The following is a 14,640-nucleotide window of genomic DNA, read 5'->3' on the forward strand; positions in this document are numbered from 1 at the left end:
GGGGCAGCCCTTCAGCAGGGTGATCAGTACCGCTGAATAGACTGCCCATGTCCAGTGCCGGTCGGCACGCAGATTTCGAGCCTTGGGGAGCCCCCGCCGTGACCGAGCCCCTCTCCGAAAACACCGCCGATGTCATCGTCGTCGGCGCGGGGCCAGCCGGCTCCACGACCGCCTACCACCTCGCCAAGGCCGGCCTTGACGTCCTCCTCCTGGAGAAGACCGAGTTCCCGCGCGAGAAGGTGTGCGGCGACGGACTCACCCCGCGCGCGGTGAAGCAGCTGGTCGCCATGGGCATCGACATCTCCGAGGAGGCCGGCTGGCTGCGCAACAAGGGCCTGCGCATCATCGGCGGCGGCACCCGCCTCCAGCTGGACTGGCCGGATCTCGCCTCCTTCCCCGACTACGGCCTGGTCCGCAAGCGCGACGACTTCGACGAACAGCTCGCCCGCCAGGCGCAGAAGGCGGGCGCCCGCCTCTTCGAGCGCTGCAACGTCGGCGCCCCGATCGTCGACGACCGCACCGGCCGGATCACCGGCGTGCACGCCAAGCTCGGCGAGGAGAAGCGCGAAGTCACCTTCCGCGCCCCGCTCGTCGTGGCCGCCGACGGCAACTCCACCCGGCTCTCCCTCGCGATGGGCCTGCACCGCCGCGAGGACCGCCCGATGGGCGTGGCCGTGCGGACCTACTTCACCTCCCCCCGTCATGACGACGACTACCTGGAGTCCTGGCTGGAACTCTGGGACCGCCGGGGCCCCCAGGAGCGCCTCCTGCCCGGCTACGGCTGGATCTTCGGCATGGGCGACGGCACCTCCAACGTGGGTCTGGGCGTCCTGAACACCTCCGACTCCTTCAAGGAACTGGACTGGCGCGAGGTCCTCAAGGCCTGGTGCGCCTCCATGCCCGAGGACTGGGGCTACACCCCCGAGAACATGACCGGCCCGATCCGCGGCGCCGCCCTTCCCATGGCCTTCAACCGCCAGCCCCACTACACGCGCGGCCTCCTCCTCGTCGGCGACGCCGGCGGCCTGGTGAACCCCTTCAACGGCGAGGGCATCGCCTACGCCATGGAGTCCGGCCAGATCGCCGCCGACGTCATCGTCCAGGCCCACGCGCGGGCCACCGCCGGCGGGCGCGAGCTGGCCCTGCAGCGCTACCCGCGCGTCCTCAAGGACACCTACGGCGGCTACTACACGCTGGGCCGCGCCTTCGTGAAGCTCATCGGCAACCCGAAGGTCATGCAGATCGCCGCCCAGCGCGGCCTGACCCACCCGCTGCTGATGAGGTTCACCCTGAAACTCCTGGCGAACCTCACCGACCCGACCGGCGGCGACGCGATGGACCGCATCATCAACGGCCTGAGCAAGGTGGCCCCGAAGGCCTGACCGCTCCTACGAACGGATCGCCTCGATGTTGGCGGCCCGGCGGGCGTAGACGTCCTCCCGCCGGTCCGCCACCTGTCGCAGCGCTTCCTTCCGCTCCCGCTTGGAGAGCCGGTCGAGATACACGCGCCCGTTCACATGGTCGGTCTCGTGCGCCAGGCAGCGGGCGAAATACCCCGTTCCCTCAACGGTGAGCGGATTGCCGTCCTTGTCCTGCCCGCGCACGACCGCCCGGTCCGGCCGCGGTACGTCCATCACGGCACCCGGCACCGACAGGCATCCCTCGCTGTCGTCCAGCAGTCGCCGCCCGGCCGGGCCCTGGGCCTCCAGTACGGGGTTGATGATGTGTCCGACATGCCGGACACCGTCGTCGTCGGGGCAGTCGTACACGAACAGCCGCAGGTCGACTCCGACCTGGTTGGCCGCGAGACCGGCTCCGTCGGCGATGTACATGGTGAGGAACATGTCGTCGATGAGCGCGGCGAGGTCGGGGCCGAACTCGGTGACGTCCCGGCACGGCTTGTGCAGGACGTCCTCACCGGTCTCGGTGATCCGGCGCACCGAACCGCGCCGGGCCTCGGGGGCGTGCCGGGGGTAGTAGTCCATGGGGTTTCCCTGGACGAAGACGCGTGGCATCGCGGTGTCTCCTTCTCGGATCTCGGGCCGCCGCCGTGTGCGAGCGGCCTGCGTCGAGCATCCCAGGAGTCACCGGATCACGTGCGGGCCTGTGGAAAACCCTCGCGCTCCCCTGCGGCCTGTGGACAACCGGGAGAAGGGCGGGCACGCCGGAAGGGCCGCTGCCCCCGAGCGGCTGCGGCCCTACCGTGCTTGTGCGATGCCCGAGTTGTCGTTGTTGCCGGTGATGTCAGAGCACCCGCACCGCACCGGTCGGCGGGTCGTACGACAGCGGGTGCTCACCGACACCGCTGGAGGGGTTCTGCGCGCCGACGAACATGCCGTCACCCACGTACACCGCCACGTGGTACGCGCTGCCGGCGCTGCCCCAGTAGAGGATGTCGCCGGGCTGGAGGTTGCTCAGCGAGACCTGGGTGCCCTGCGTCGACTGGTCCTGGGAGACGCGCGGCAGGCTGACGCCCACGGACTTGAAGGCGGCCTGGACGAGACCCGAGCAGTCCCACGAGTTGGGGCCCGTGCCGCCGGAGACGTAGGCGTCGCCGATCTGCGCCTTCACGAAGGCGACCACCGCGGCGGCGGAACCGGTCGCCGTGGACGTGCTCGTGGAGGTGCTCGTGGCGGCGCTGGCGCCCGTGGAGGCGCTGAGGGTGGTCCGCTCGGCGCTGCGGGAGGCGGCGCGCTCGGCGGCGGCCTTGCGGGCCTCCTCGGCCTTCTTCTTCGCCTCGGCCTTCTTCTTCGCCTGGGCGAGGTCCGCCTTTGCCTGCTTCGCGGCATTTGCGGCGGCCGTGTCGCGCTCGGCCTGGAGGGTGTAGTTCGCCGCGGCCTGCTGCGTGGCGTCGGCGGACTGGGCCACCTGGGTGGCCAGATCGGCCGTCAGCGTGGGCAGTTCGAGCGTCTGCGTCACGGGTTCGGCGGCACTCGCCGAGGCCGCGCCCGCCGCTGCCATGCCGAGGACGCCACTGGCAACTCCGGCGCGCACGGCGATGTTTGTCGTCGCGCTGCGGCGGGGCTTCCGGTGGCTGCGTATGTGAGCGGTGTGGGACATGGGAACAACCGGTATCAGGGGCTCCTTCATATCTTCAAGAAACGTGTGCTGCGCCACAGTTGCTCAATCGAGACCGTGAATCCCTCGAATGTCTTTCTTTATTGACGCCGTAACGGACATAGCGGACGCTCATGATCAAGCCCGTGATCACGTTCTTTCGCTGTTACGTCCGAATTGCCCGCGACCTACCATCGGTTGCGATGGTTGGCCAAGCCCGGTTCTCAGACGCCTCTCATCGATGTGGTGCAGGTCACGGAACGGTCACCGGGAGGGGTGCGTCTCGCGCGGGGGCCGGGCCGGTGGTGAGTCCCTCCGGGTTCGTGAACGCGTGCACGCGTCCACATCGCGTCCAGCGCCTCCCTCTGATGTGTGAATGCGGCCCTCTATCAAGGAGCCCTGTCCATCACCAATTTGCATGCAGAGGAACTCTCTTGATATAGAGACGCCCGCCCGAAACCCCCTCCTGTCTGCATCAACGGTCGTAAATGTCACTTCTGGTGATCAGGTGAACGCTTCGCGTACGAAGATCACTACTCATCCGACTTCATGATCGATCGTCAGGTGGTGGAGATCACAAAGCTTGTGTAATACCCCGTGTCGCAGATCACAGAGCGGCGGGCATAAGATGCGAGGCAGTTGGGCTTGTGACCTGCTTCACATGTTCGCGATCTTCGCCCGGGACGCGCGAGGTTCGCGTGACGGATGAGGCAGGTGGGGAGCCCGATCCGAACCGCCACCAGTCAGTGCCGACTGAGAGGAGCGAGGAGCGGTGAACGCCTATGCGCCCATCCTCGTACTGGGAGCCCTCGGGGCAGGCTTTGCGATCTTCTCCGTGGTCATGGCCACGCTGATCGGTCCGAAGCGGTACAACCGCGCCAAGCTCGAAGCCTACGAGTGCGGAATCGAGCCGACCCCCACGCCGGCCGGCGGCGGGCGTTTCCCGATCAAGTACTACCTGACGGCGATGCTCTTCATCGTCTTCGACATCGAGATCGTCTTCCTCTACCCCTGGGCCGTCACCTTCGACGCCCTGGGTGTTTTCGGGCTCGTGGAGATGCTGCTCTTCGTGCTCACCGTCTTCGTCGCCTACGCGTACGTGTGGCGGCGCGGCGGCCTGGAATGGGACTGAGGGGTCTTTGGACATGGGACTCGAAGAAAAGCTGCCGAGCGGATTCCTGCTGACCACCGTCGAGCAGGCCGCGGGCTGGGTGCGCAAGGCGTCCGTCTTCCCCGCCACCTTCGGCCTCGCCTGCTGCGCCATCGAGATGATGACCACGGGTGCGGGCCGCTACGACCTGGCGCGCTTCGGCATGGAGGTCTTCCGCGGCTCACCCCGCCAGGCCGACCTCATGATCGTCGCCGGCCGGGTCAGCCAGAAGATGGCGCCGGTGCTCAGGCAGGTCTACGACCAGATGCCCAACCCCAAGTGGGTGATCTCCATGGGCGTCTGCGCGTCCTCGGGCGGCATGTTCAACAACTACGCGATCGTCCAGGGCGTCGACCACATCGTCCCCGTCGACATCTACCTGCCCGGCTGCCCGCCGCGCCCCGAGATGCTGATGGACGCGATCCTCAAGCTCCACCAGAAGATCCAGACCTCCAAGCTCGGCGTCAACGCGAGGGAAGCGGCCCGGGAGGCGGAGGAGGCGGCGCTCAAGGCCCTGCCCACGATCGAGATGAAGGGGCTGCTGCGGTGAGCGACGCGAACGGCCACAACGGGGTCAACCCCGAGAAGGACCTGGCCGCCGACAACCTTCCGGGCCAGCGCGGCCAGGGCGGTGAGGAGATCCGCGTCCAGCGCGGCATGTTCGGCGCCAACAACGGCGGCGACACCTCCGGCTACGGCGGCCTGGTCCGCTCGGTCCGACTCCCGGGGCCGGCGGCCCGCCCCTACGGCGGCTGGTTCGACGAGGTCGCCGACGAGCTGGAGGGCGCCCTTGAGGAACAAGGCCTCCTCCCCGAGAACGCCATCGAGAAGACGGTCGTCGACCGCGGCGAGCTCACCTTCCACATCGAACGCGAGCACCTGCCGCGCGTCGCCCGCACCCTGCGCGACGACCCGGCCCTGCGCTTCGAACTGTGCACCGGCGTCAGCGGCGTCCACTACCTCCATGACAAGGGCCGCGAGCTGCACGCCGTCTACCACCTGCGCTCGATCACCCACAACCGGCTGATCCGCCTGGAGGTCAGCGCCCCGGACGCCGACCCGCACATCCCGTCCCTGGTCTCCGTCTACCCGACCAACGACTGGCACGAGCGCGAGACCTACGACTTCTTCGGGATCGTCTTCGACGGTCATCCGGCCCTGACGCGGATCATGATGCCGGACGACTGGCAGGGCCATCCGCAGCGCAAGGACTACCCCCTCGGCGGCATCCCCGTCGAGTACAAGGGCGCCCAGATCCCGGCTCCGGACCAGCGGAGGTCGTACTCATGAGCACGCAGCACGCAACTCCGCGGGAGACCACCGAGGGCACCGTGTACACGGTCACCGGCGGCGACTGGGACGAGGTCGTCCGGTCCGCGGCCCGCGCCGACGACGAACGCATCGTCGTCAACATGGGTCCCCAGCATCCGTCCACCCATGGAGTGCTCCGTCTCATCCTGGAGATCGACGGCGAGACGGTCACCGAGGCCCGCTGCGGCATCGGCTATCTCCACACCGGGATCGAGAAGAACCTCGAATTCCGCACGTGGACGCAGGGCACCACGTTCGTGACGCGCATGGACTACCTGACGTCCTTCTTCAACGAGACCGCCTACTGTCTCGCCGTCGAGAAACTCCTCGGCATCGAGGACCAGATCTCCGAGCGCGCCACGATCATCCGGGTGCTCCTGATGGAGCTGAACCGGCTCTCCTCCCACCTGGTGTGCATCGCCACCGGCGGCATGGAACTCGGCGCCACCACGATCATGATCTACGGCTTCCGTGATCGTGAAATGATTCTCGATCTCTACGAACTCATCACCGGCCTGCGGATGAACCACGCGTACATCCGCCCCGGCGGCCTCGCGCAGGACCTGCCGCCCGGCGCGGTCGACCAGATCCGCGAGTTCGTGAAGAAGATGCGCAAGAACCTCCCGGAGTACGACAAGCTCGCCACCGGGAACCCCATCTTCAAGGCCCGCATGCAGGACATCGGCTACCTCGACCTGGCGGGCTGCATGGCCCTCGGCGCCACCGGCCCGATCCTGCGCTCCGCCGGCCTGCCGCACGACCTGCGCAAGGCCCAGCCGTACTGCGGCTACGAGACGTACGACTTCGAGATCCCGACCGCCGACACCTGCGACGCCTACGGCCGCTTCCTGGTCCGCCTGGAGGAGATGCGCCAGTCGCTCGGGATCGTCGAGCAGTGCCTGGACCGGCTTCAGCCCGGACCGGTCATGGTCGCCGACAAGAAGATCGCCTGGCCCGCCCAGCTCGCCCTCGGGCCGGACGGACTCGGCAACTCCCTCGACCACATCAAGAAGATCATGGGCACCTCCATGGAGGCCCTGATCCACCACTTCAAGCTGGTCACCGAGGGGTTCCGGGTGCCGCCCGGGCAGGCCTACGCGGCCGTCGAGTCACCCAAGGGCGAACTCGGCGTGCACGCCGTCTCCGACGGCGGCACCCGCCCCTACCGGGTCCACTTCCGTGACCCGTCCTTCACCAACCTGCAGGCCATGGCGGCGATGTGCGAGGGCGGCCAGGTCGCCGACGTCATCGTCGCCGTCGCGTCCATCGACCCCGTGATGGGAGGCGTCGACCGGTGACCACCTCTTCCTCGGAGCGCGGTGTCAGCCTGGGCATGCCCGAGCTGCCCGCGCCCGCGTACCCGGACGACGTCCGGGCCCGCCTGGAGGCGGACGCGCGCGACGTCGTCGCCCGCTACCCCGACTCCCGGTCCGCCCTGCTGCCGCTGCTGCATCTCGTACAGGCGGAGGAGGGACACGTCACCCGCACCGGGATGCAGTTCTGCGCGGACATCCTGAAGCTGACCACGGCCGAGGTCACCGCCGTCGCCACCTTCTACACCATGTACCGGCGCAAGCCCTCCGGCGACTACCAGGTGGGCGTCTGCACCAACACCCTGTGCGCGGTCATGGGCGGCGACGCGATCTTCGAGACCCTCCAGGAGCACCTCGGCGTCGGCAACGGCGAGACCACCGGCGACGGCAAGGTCACCCTGGAGCACATCGAGTGCAACGCGGCCTGCGACTTCGCGCCCGTCGTGATGGTCAACTGGGAGTTCTTCGACAACCAGACCCCGGCCAGCGCCAAACGCCTCGTCGACGACCTGCGCGCGGGCCGGGACGTCGAGCCCACGCGCGGCGCCCGGCTGTGCACCTTCAAGGAGACCGCGCGGATCCTGGCCGGTTTCCCCGACGAGCGGCCCGGGGCCGTCGAGGAGAGCGGCAGTGCGGGACCCGCGTCGCTGGCCGGCCTCCGCCTGGCAAGGGGTGAGGCCGCACCCGCGCGCGTGGTCCATCCGCGCGGAGGCCCGCAGGAGCAGACACCGGGCCGGCAGGACCGGCCGGTGCACGAGCCGTCGCCGACCGAGCACCTCAGTTCCCATGACGCACCGCAGGAGACCTCGGCCTCCGACCCGTCGCACCCGGCAGGGCCTGCCGCCGAGGAGGGGGAGTGATGACGGTGGTACCCGACCTCAAGGACACCAGCCCCGAGAAGCTGCTCGCACCCGTGCTGTCGGCCTTCTGGGACGAGGACCGGTCCTGGACGCTCGACGTCTACCGAAGGCACGAAGGATACGAGGGGCTCCGCAAGGCGCTCGCCATGTCACCGGACGACCTGATCGCGTACGTCAAGGAGTCCGGACTGCGCGGCCGCGGCGGCGCTGGATTCCCCACCGGGATGAAGTGGCAGTTCATTCCGCAGGGAGACGGCAAACCGCACTATCTAGTTGTCAACGCCGACGAATCGGAGCCCGGGACCTGCAAGGACATCCCGCTCCTCTTCGCCAACTCGCACAGCCTCATCGAGGGCATCGTGATCGCGTGCCACGCCATCCGGTCGTCGCATGCCTTCATCTATCTGCGTGGAGAAGTCGTCCCCGTCCTGCGGCGGTTGCACGAGGCCGTGCGCGAGGCCTACGCGGCCGGCTACCTCGGCGAGAACATCCTCGGCAGCGGACTCGACCTGCAACTCACCGTGCACGCCGGCGCCGGCGCGTACATCTGCGGTGAGGAGACCGCACTGCTCGACTCGCTCGAAGGCCGCCGCGGCCAACCGCGGCTGCGTCCCCCCTTCCCGGCTGTCGAAGGGCTCTATGCCTGCCCGACTGTTGTGAACAACGTCGAGTCCATCGCCTCGGTTCCCGCCATCCTGCACAAGGGCAAGGAATGGTTCAGGTCGATGGGGAGCGAGAAGTCACCCGGCTTCACGCTCTACTCCCTCAGCGGCCATGTCGCGAGCCCCGGCCAGTACGAGGCACCGCTCGGCATCACCCTGCGCCAGCTCCTCGACATGAGCGGCGGGATGCGCCCCGGCCACCGCCTGAAGTTCTGGACCCCGGGCGGCTCCTCGACGCCGATGTTCACCGACGAGCACCTCGACGTCCCTCTTGACTACGAAGGAGTGGGCGCCGCCGGTTCCATGCTCGGCACGAAAGCACTCCAGTGCTTCGACGAGACCACCTGCGTGGTGCGCGCCGTCACCCGCTGGACCGAGTTCTACGCCCACGAGTCCTGCGGCAAGTGCACCCCCTGCCGCGAAGGTACCTACTGGCTCGTGCAGCTGCTGCGCGACATCGAGGCCGGCAAGGGCGTCATGTCCGACCTCGACAAGCTGAACGACATCGCCGACAACATCAACGGCAAGTCCTTCTGCGCCCTCGGCGACGGCGCAGCGTCCCCGATCTTCTCCTCGCTGAAGTACTTCCGCGAGGAGTACGAGCAGCACATCACGGGCCGGGGCTGCCCCTTCGACCCGGCCAAGTCGACGGCCTGGGCGGACCGCCCGGAGGTGAACGCATGACCGTGACCACGAGTTCCCCCTCCTCGGGGGGAACGGCGGCGGTCCCGCCGGAGGACCTCGTCACGCTGACGATCGACGGCATCGAGATCAGCGTGCCCAAGGGCACCCTGGTCATCCGTGCCGCCGAGCAACTCGGCATCGAGATCCCGCGCTTCTGCGACCACCCCCTGCTGGACCCGGTCGGCGCATGCCGGCAGTGCATCGTCGAGGTCGAGGGCCAGCGCAAGCCCATGGCGTCCTGCACGATCACGTGCACGGACGGCATGGTGGTGAAGACCCACCTCACCTCACCCGTGGCCGAGAAAGCCCAGCACGGCGTGATGGAGCTGCTGCTCATCAACCACCCGCTGGACTGCCCCGTCTGCGACAAGGGCGGCGAGTGCCCGCTGCAGAACCAGGCGATGTCGCACGGCAACGCGGAGTCCCGCTTCGACGGCAGGAAGCGCACCTACGAGAAGCCCGTCCCCATCTCCACCCAGGTGCTCCTCGACCGCGAGCGCTGCGTGCTGTGCGCGCGCTGCACCCGCTTCTCCGACCAGGTCGCCGGCGACCCGATGATCGAGCTCCTGGAGCGCGGCGCACTGCAGCAGGTCGGCACCGGCGAGGGCGACCCGTTCGAGTCGTACTTCTCCGGCAACACCATCCAGATCTGCCCGGTCGGCGCGCTGACCTCGGCGGCGTATCGCTTCCGTTCCCGCCCCTTCGACCTGATCTCCTCGCCGTCCGTGTGCGAGCACTGCTCGGGCGGCTGCGCCACCCGCACCGACCACCGGCGCGGCAAGGTCATGCGGCGGCTCGCCGCCAACGACCCCGAGGTCAACGAGGAGTGGATGTGCGACAAGGGACGCTTCGCGTTCCGGTACACGCAGCACAAGGACCGCCTGGAGACCCCGCTGGTCCGCAATGACCAGGGCGTGCTCGAACCCGCCTCCTGGCCGGAGGCCCTCGAAGCGGCCGCGCGGGGACTGGCCGCCGCCCGCTCCCGGGCCGGCGTCCTGACCGGCGGCCGGCTCACCGTCGAGGACGCCTACGCGTACAGCAAGTTCGCGCGCGTGGCCCTCGACACCAACGACATCGACTTCCGCGCGCGTGTGCACAGCAGCGAGGAGGCCGACTTCCTGGCCGCCCGGATCGCCGGCCGCGGCCACGACCTCGACGGCACGGGCGTCACCTACACCTCCCTGGAGAAGGCGCCCGCCGTCCTGCTCGTCGGGTTCGAGTCGGAGGAGGAGGCGCCCGGCGTCTTCCTGCGGCTGCGCAAGGCCTGGCGCAAACGCAAGCAGCAGGTGTACTCCGTCGCCACGTACCCCACACGCGGGCTGGAGAAAGCCGGTGGCACGCTGCTGCCGGCCGCTCCCGGCACCGAGACCGAGTGGCTGGACGCCCTCGCGAGCGGCGTCGGCCTCGAAGAGCCCGGCACCCGGGCCGCCGAGGCGCTGCGCGCCGACGGCGCGGTGATCGTCGCAGGAGAGCGGCTGGCATCGGTCGCCGGCGGCCTCACCGCCGCCGTACGGGCCGCCACCGCCACCGGCGCCCGGCTGGTGTGGATCCCGCGCCGGGCCGGTGAGCGCGGTGCGATCGAGGCGGGTGCGCTGCCGTCGCTGCTGCCGGGCGGCCGTCCGGCCACCGACCCACGCGCGCGTGCGGAGGTCGCCGCCGCCTGGGGCGTCTCCGAACTCCCGCTCCGCTACGGCCGCGACACCGGACAGATCATCGAGGCCGCCGCCCGCGGCGAGCTCTCCGCCCTGCTGGTCGCCGGCGTCGAGGTCGCCGACCTGCCCGACCCGGCACGCGCGCGTGCGGCACTCGAAGCCGTCGGCTTCCTGGTCTCGCTGGAGCTGCGGCCCAGTGAGGTCACCGAACACGCCGACGTCGTCCTGCCGGTCGCCGCGGTCGCCGAGAAGGCCGGCACCTTCCTCAACTGGGAGGGCCGGGCGCGTCTCTTCGAGGCCGCCCTCAAGCCCGACCAGATGGCCCGGCGGCTCCCACCCACCGACGCGCGCGTGCTCCAGATGCTCGCCGACGCCATGGACGTCCACCTGGGCCTGCCCGACCTGCGCACCGCGCGGGCGGAGCTGGACCGGCTCGGCGCCTGGGACGGGGCGAAGGCCTCCGAACCGCTGGAGACGTCGACACCGCTGCCCAGGCCGGCGGCCGGGGAGGCGGTGCTCGCCGGGCACCGGCTCCTCCTCGACCAGGGCGTCCTCCAGGAGGGCGACGAGGCACTGGCGGGCACCCGGCACGCCGCCCACGCGCGCGTGTCCGCGGCGACCGCCGCCGAGGCGGGCGTCGAGAACGGCGGACTCATCGCCGTCACCGGGAGTTCCGGCACCGTCGAACTCCCGCTCCGGATCACCGAGATGCCCGACCGGGTGGTCTGGCTCCCGCTGAACTCGGTCGGCGGCGGCGTCGCCTCCGACACCGGAGCCCTGCCCGGCTCCCTCGTCCGCATCGGCCCGGCGGCCACCGCCGGTGAGGCACCCAAGGAGGTGGAGGCATGAGCCCGTACCTCGCCGCTGAAGACCTCTCCATGTTCGGCCGCGACCCCTGGTGGCTGGTCGTCCTCAAGGCGGTCTTCTGCTTCGCCTTCCTGATGGTGACCGTGCTGATCTCCATCGTCATGGAGCGCAAGGTCGTCGCCTGGATGCAGCTGCGCGTCGGCCCCAACCGGCACGGCCCCTGGGGCATGCTCCAGTCGCTCGCCGACGGCATCAAGCTGATGCTCAAGGAAGACGTCGTCGTCAAACGCGCGGACAAGGCCGTCTACATCCTCGCGCCGATCGTCGCGGCGATCCCGGCGTTCATGGCCATCGCGGTCATCCCGTTCGGCCCGGCCGACAACGAGATCTCCATCTTCGGCCACCGCACCACGATGCAGCTCACCGACCTGCCGATCGCGATGCTCTACATCCTCGCGGTCGCCTCCGTCGGCATCTACGGCATCGTCCTCGCCGGCTGGAGCTCCGGCTCCACCTACCCGCTCCTCGGCGGCCTGCGCTCCTGCGCCCAGATGATCTCCTACGAGATCGCCATGGGTGCCGCGTTCGCCTCCGTGTTCCTCTACTCCGGCTCGATGTCGACGTCCACGATCGTCGCCCAGCAGCAGGACCGCTGGTACATCCTGCTGCTGCCGGTCTCGTTCATCCTCTACGTCGTCACCATGATCGGCGAGACCAACCGCGCCCCGTTCGACATGCCCGAGTCCGAGGGCGACCTGGTCGGCGGCTTCAACACCGAGTACTCGTCGATCAAGTTCGCGATGTTCATGCTCGCCGAGTACGTCAACATGGTGACCGTCTCCGCCGTGTCGACCACCCTGTTCCTCGGCGGCTGGCGGGCCCCGTGGCCGATCAGCACCGTCTGGGCGGGCGCCAACCACGGCTGGTGGCCGATGCTCTGGTTCATGGCCAAGGTCGTCCTGCTGCTGTTCGGCTTCGTCTGGGTGCGCGGCACACTCCCGCGCGTGCGCTACGACCAGCTGATGAAGCTCGGCTGGAAGGTCCTCATCCCGGTCTCCGTCGTCTGGCTGATGCTCGTCGCGACCGTCCGGACCCTGCGCAACCAGAACTACGACTTCGCCGACATCGCCCTCTACGTCATCGGCGGAGTCCTCGCCCTGCTGCTCCTCTCCTTCGTCGTGGACATCTTCCGCGACAAGGGCAAGGAGGCCGCGCAGCCCGCCGCCGAGCCGGCCGCGTTCGACCCGATGGCGGGCGGCTTCCCCGTCCCGCCGCTGCCCGGACAGGAACTGCCGCCGGTGCCCCGGCGCAGCCCCCGCCGGGAGCGGGAGCTGATTGTCAGTGGCGGACCGGACACTGTCAGTGACGGATCTACGGATGGAAAGGAGGCGTCCGATGGCTGAGGAGCCCAAGGAGACCAAGCCCGGTTTCCAGAACCCCGTGGCCGGCTTCGGCGTGACCTTCAAGGCCATGTTCAAGAAGCGGCTGACCGAGCAGTACCCGGAGCAGCAGAAGACCACGGCCCCGCGGTTCCACGGACGGCACCAGCTCAACCGCCATCCGGACGGCCTGGAGAAGTGCGTCGGCTGCGAGCTGTGCGCCTGGGCCTGCCCCGCCGACGCCATCTACGTGGAGGGCGCCGACAACACCGACGAGGAGCGCTACTCGCCGGGCGAACGCTACGGCCGCGTCTACCAGATCAACTACGCCCGCTGCATCCTGTGCGGTCTGTGCATCGAAGCGTGCCCCACGCGCGCGCTCACGATGACCAACGAGTTCGAACTGGCCGACAGCAGCCGCGCCAACCTCATCTACACCAAGGAACAGCTCCTCGCCGGCCTCGAAGAGGGCATGGTCGACTCACCGCACGCGATCTTCCCGGGGACCGACGAACAGGACTACTACCGGGGCCTGGTCACCGAGGCCGCGCCCGGGACCGTACGCCAGGTGGCCGTCTCCAAGGGCGAGAAGCCCGACGAGCAGGAGCGGGAGGTGGACGTATGAGCCCGCAGCTCGCCGCCTACGCCACCTCCACCGGCGAGGCCTTCCAGTTCTGGGTCCTCGGCACCGTCGCCGTGATCGGCGCCCTGTCCACCGTCTTCATGAAGCGGGCCGTGCACAGCGCGCTGTCGCTCGCCGGAACCATGATCATCCTGGCGGTGTTCTACCTCGCCAACGGCGCCTACTTCCTCGGCATCGTCCAGATCGTCGTCTACACCGGCGCGATCATGATGCTGTTCCTCTTCGTGGTGATGCTGGTCGGCGTGACCGCCGCCGATTCCCTGAAGGAGACCATCAAGGGTCAGCGCTGGCTGGCCCTTCTCTGCGGGGTCGGCTTCGGCGTGCTGCTCCTCGCAGGCATCGCCAACGCCTCCCTGAAGAATTTCCAAGGCACCGGCCAGGCCAACGCCAACGGCAACGTGGAGGGTCTCGCCGCCCTCATCTTCACCAAGTACGTCTTCGCCTTCGAAATCACCGGCGCCCTGCTCATCACCGCCGCCGTCGGAGCCATGGTGCTCACCCACAGGGAGCGCACCGAACGCCCCAAGACCCAGCGCGAGCAGTCCGAACAGCGCGTCCGCGAGGGCAAGCACCTGCCGCCCCTGCCCGCCCCCGGCGTCTACGCCCGGCACAACGCCGTTGACATCGCCGGCCTGCTCCCCGACGGCACCCCGTCCGAGCTCACCGTCAGCAAGACACTCCGCGACCGCGGTCAGATCCGTGACGTGTCCGCGGAGGCGCTCGGCGATCTGCGGGCCCTGGAACAGCGCTCCGAGGAACGGCTGGAGCGGACCCCGACCGAGCCCGCGAACTTCAAGCGCAGCGAGGAGGCGTCGAAGTGAACCCCGTCTACTACCTCTACCTCGCCGCCCTGCTGTTCACGATCGGCGCCACCGGTGTGCTGATCAGACGCAACGCGATCGTCGTCTTCATGTGCATCGAGCTGATGCTGAATGCCTGCAACCTCGCGTTCGTCGTCTTCTCCCGGATGCACGGCAATCTCGACGGCCAGATCATCGCCTTCTTCACGATGGTCGTCGCCGCCGCGGAGGTCGTGGTCGGGCTCGCGATCATCGTGTCGCTGTTCCGTACCCGCCACTCGGCCTCGGTCGACGACGCCAGCCTGATGAAGCTGTAAGGGGT

Annotated in this window: 14 protein-coding genes; 12 read left to right on the plus strand and 2 right to left on the minus strand. The window is 69.0% G+C overall.

The window, feature by feature from the left end; translation table 11 throughout:
• Window positions 1-47 precede the first annotated feature (47 nt).
• Window positions 48-1,382 carry a geranylgeranyl reductase family protein gene (locus tag OHB00_RS30030; protein ID WP_406439308.1) on the plus strand — a complete coding sequence of 445 codons (1,335 nt, stop codon included), beginning with the start codon at window positions 48-50 and terminating at the stop codon, window positions 1,380-1,382.
• A gap of 6 nt (window positions 1,383-1,388) precedes the next feature.
• Here OHB00_RS30030 and def read toward each other — a convergent pair whose 3' ends face one another.
• Together def and OHB00_RS30040 are read right to left on the minus strand one after the other, a co-directional pair.
• Complete coding sequence (gene def / locus OHB00_RS30035; RefSeq protein WP_406439310.1) at window positions 1,389-2,015, minus strand: peptide deformylase; 627 nt, start codon at window positions 2,013-2,015, stop codon at window positions 1,389-1,391.
• 229 nt (window positions 2,016-2,244) lie between these two features.
• Entirely contained in the window at window positions 2,245-3,060 is an 816-nt protein-coding gene (locus OHB00_RS30040) for a C40 family peptidase (protein ID WP_406439312.1), read from the minus strand.
• Window positions 3,061-3,829: 769 nt separating this feature from the next.
• Between OHB00_RS30040 and OHB00_RS30045 the strand changes: the two genes are divergently transcribed.
• The 11 genes from OHB00_RS30045 to nuoK are packed head-to-tail and all read left to right on the plus strand — an operon-like array spanning window position 3,830 to window position 14,635.
• Window positions 3,830-4,189: an NADH-quinone oxidoreductase subunit A gene (locus OHB00_RS30045; RefSeq protein ID WP_007383963.1), complete on the plus strand. Its 360-nt coding sequence runs from the start codon at window positions 3,830-3,832 to the stop codon at window positions 4,187-4,189.
• A 13-nt stretch (window positions 4,190-4,202) separates the two neighbouring features.
• Window positions 4,203-4,757, plus strand: a complete 555-nt coding sequence (locus OHB00_RS30050; protein ID WP_152885510.1) for an NADH-quinone oxidoreductase subunit B family protein — start codon at window positions 4,203-4,205, stop codon at window positions 4,755-4,757.
• The gene (locus OHB00_RS30055) at window positions 4,754-5,497 is read left to right on the plus strand and encodes an NADH-quinone oxidoreductase subunit C (RefSeq protein WP_234533923.1); all 744 of its coding nucleotides are present in this window, start codon (window positions 4,754-4,756) and stop codon (window positions 5,495-5,497) included. The genes OHB00_RS30050 and OHB00_RS30055 overlap by 4 nt, the downstream gene beginning before the upstream one ends.
• A complete protein-coding gene (locus tag OHB00_RS30060) occupies window positions 5,494-6,816 on the plus strand; it encodes an NADH-quinone oxidoreductase subunit D (protein WP_406439315.1) in 1,323 nt (440 codons plus the stop codon). The genes OHB00_RS30055 and OHB00_RS30060 overlap by 4 nt, the downstream gene beginning before the upstream one ends.
• Window positions 6,813-7,691, plus strand: coding sequence for an NADH-quinone oxidoreductase subunit NuoE (nuoE, locus tag OHB00_RS30065; RefSeq protein ID WP_406439317.1), 879 nt, complete (start codon window positions 6,813-6,815; stop codon window positions 7,689-7,691). Before OHB00_RS30060 ends, nuoE begins: the two co-directional genes overlap by 4 nt.
• A complete protein-coding gene (gene nuoF, locus OHB00_RS30070) occupies window positions 7,691-9,037 on the plus strand; it encodes an NADH-quinone oxidoreductase subunit NuoF (protein ID WP_406439318.1) in 1,347 nt (448 codons plus the stop codon). The genes nuoE and nuoF overlap by 1 nt, the downstream gene beginning before the upstream one ends.
• Window positions 9,034-11,538, plus strand: coding sequence for an NADH-quinone oxidoreductase subunit G (locus tag OHB00_RS30075; protein ID WP_406439320.1), 2,505 nt, complete (start codon window positions 9,034-9,036; stop codon window positions 11,536-11,538). The genes nuoF and OHB00_RS30075 overlap by 4 nt, the downstream gene beginning before the upstream one ends.
• Entirely contained in the window at window positions 11,535-12,899 is a 1,365-nt protein-coding gene (gene nuoH, locus OHB00_RS30080) for an NADH-quinone oxidoreductase subunit NuoH (protein WP_406439321.1), read from the plus strand. The genes OHB00_RS30075 and nuoH overlap by 4 nt, the downstream gene beginning before the upstream one ends.
• A complete protein-coding gene (nuoI, locus tag OHB00_RS30085) occupies window positions 12,892-13,500 on the plus strand; it encodes an NADH-quinone oxidoreductase subunit NuoI (RefSeq protein WP_406439323.1) in 609 nt (202 codons plus the stop codon). The genes nuoH and nuoI overlap by 8 nt, the downstream gene beginning before the upstream one ends.
• Window positions 13,497-14,339, plus strand: coding sequence for an NADH-quinone oxidoreductase subunit J (locus tag OHB00_RS30090; protein ID WP_406439325.1), 843 nt, complete (start codon window positions 13,497-13,499; stop codon window positions 14,337-14,339). The genes nuoI and OHB00_RS30090 overlap by 4 nt, the downstream gene beginning before the upstream one ends.
• Window positions 14,336-14,635, plus strand: coding sequence for an NADH-quinone oxidoreductase subunit NuoK (gene nuoK, locus OHB00_RS30095; RefSeq protein WP_046726439.1), 300 nt, complete (start codon window positions 14,336-14,338; stop codon window positions 14,633-14,635). Before OHB00_RS30090 ends, nuoK begins: the two co-directional genes overlap by 4 nt.
• The last annotated feature ends 5 nt before the right edge of the window (window positions 14,636-14,640 follow it).

The organism is Streptomyces sp. NBC_00631 (assembly GCF_045206895.1).
Lineage (GTDB): Bacteria > Actinomycetota > Actinomycetes > Streptomycetales > Streptomycetaceae > Streptomyces.